This window comes from Mycobacterium innocens, from assembly GCF_900566055.1.
In the GTDB taxonomy this organism is placed as follows: Bacteria; Actinomycetota; Actinomycetes; order Mycobacteriales; family Mycobacteriaceae; genus Mycobacterium; species Mycobacterium innocens.
On sequence record NZ_UPHQ01000175.1, the window covers coordinates 1 to 2,032 of the forward strand.

Genomic DNA, 2,032 nt, shown 5'->3' on the forward strand with positions numbered 1-2,032 from the left:
CCTGCTCCCCCCGGTGAGAGGGACCTGGGCACCCAAGGGCCACACCCCGCTGCTGCGCCACCGATTCTCCTGGACTCGCCTGTCGATGTCCGGCGCGCTGGCCTACCGGCCCGACGCCAGCCAGGCCGCGCTGGTGTTCCAGATCAAGCAAGGCTCCTACAACACCGACTCACTGATCGAGTTCCTCACCGACCTACACGCCCACTTCAGCGGCGACAAGATCACCCTGATCTGGGACAACCTGCCCTCACACAAGTCCAAGGCCATGACAGCCTGGATCGCCGGCCAGCGACAGTGGCTCACCGTTGAACGGCTACCGGGCTACGCCCACGACCTCAATCCCATCGAGATGGTGTGGGGCAACGTCAAAACGGTTGAGCTGGCAAACCTATGCCCCGACACGATCGACGAGGCCCACGCCGCAACCGAATCCGGGCTCAACCGCGTTGGCTCCAACTACGATCTGTGTTTCGCCTTCCTCGCCCACGCCGGCCTATCTTTACGACCATGAATCATTCAATTACCGAAACATCTTTAAGCAGCCATTAACTCGCGCTTTCCGCCGTGTCACCGATCCGCGGCGTGCCAAGCAGCACCGGTACCTTCCGCGGGCCGCCTTCGTCGAACACCACGGTCGGGTCGGGCTGGTCGAGGGCGTTGACGAAGGACACAAACCGCGAGAGTTTCGCCTCATCGGCGAGCACATCGGCCCATTCATCGGAGTAGCCTGCGACGTGTCGGGCCATCGCGGCCTCCAGTTCTGCGGCGATGCCCAGCGAGTCCTGACACACCACCGCCCGGATATGATCGAGCCCACCCTCGATGGTTTCCTGGCAGACCGCGGTGCGCTGTAGCCGGTCGGCGGTGCGGATGTAGAACATCAGATAGCGGTCGATGTAGCGCACAAGGGTCTCGCTGTCGAGATCGCCGGCAAGCAATTGCGCATGCTTGGGGGTTGCGCCACCGTTGCCGCCGACGTAGAGGTTCCATCCCTTCTCGGTTGCGATGACGCCGACATCCTTGCTGCGCGCTTCGGCGCATTCGCGTTGGCAGCCCGAGACGCCCAGCTTGATTTTGCGCGGAGAGCGCAGCCCGCGGTAGCGCAGCTCCAACTGGACGGCCATACCCACCGAGTCCTGCATGCCGTAGCGACACCACGTCGACCCGACGCAGCTCTTCACGGTCCTCACCGCCTTGCCGTAGGCGTGCCCGGACTCCATGCCGGCGTCGATCAGCCGACGCCAGATCGCGGGTAGCTGTTCGACGCGAGCACCGAACATGTCGATGCGCTGCCCGCCGGTGATCTTGGTGTAGAGCCCGAAGTCTCGGGCCACCTCGGCGATCGCGATCAGCTTCTGCGGGGTGATCTCGCCGCCGGGCAGCCGCGGTACCACCGAGTAGCTGCCGTTGCGCTGCAAGTTAGCCAGGAAGGGGTCGTTGGTGTCCTGCAGCGCCGCGGATTCGCCGTCGAGGATGTGGTCGGACGACGTGGACGCCAGGATCGATGCAACTGCCGGTTTACAAATGTCGCAACCGGTTCCGGTGCCGTGCTGGGCTATCAGGCCGGAGAAGGTACGTATCCCGGCGGCTTGCACGATCTGGAAGAGTTCGGCCCGCGATTGTGTGAAGTGCTCGCACAGTGCCTTGGACAGTTCGACGCCCTGGGCTGTCAACAGCCGCTTCAGCATCGGAACGCAACTGCCGCAGGACGTTCCGGCTGCGGTTGCACCCTTGATCGCGGATACGTCGGACGCGCCGTCGGCGATCGCGATGCAGATGGTGCCCTTGCTGACGCCGTTACAGGAGCAGATCTGCGCCTCGTCGGGCAACGCGCCCAGGCCCACTTCGGCGCCTGCCGGCGCGATCAGCGACGCCGGGTCGGCCGGTAATGGGCGGCCGACTAGGCCGTAGTTCCCCCTGGTTTGGCGATGAATGGGCTGTGAGCTGGGGTTTTGTGTTGTGTGCATGATTACGTGTAGCCCAGGTGGTGGGTGAGGTCGAGTAGTTCAAAGGCACGGTGCTGTAGTGCTGT

The 2,032-nt window shown here is 64.0% G+C and carries 1 protein-coding gene and 1 pseudogene; one reads left to right on the plus strand and one right to left on the minus strand.

The features are described 5' to 3' along the window. Positions 1–511: transposase (locus EET03_RS17405; RefSeq protein WP_208649080.1), on the plus strand; the 511-nt coding region annotated here is incomplete at its 5' end. 34 nt (positions 512–545) lie between these two features. Here the strand turns inward: EET03_RS17405 and nirB are convergent. Continuing rightward, positions 546–1,904, minus strand: a pseudogene (gene nirB, locus EET03_RS17410) (nitrite reductase large subunit NirB); the annotation flags it as partial. Between the last annotated feature and the right edge of the window lie 128 nt (positions 1,905–2,032).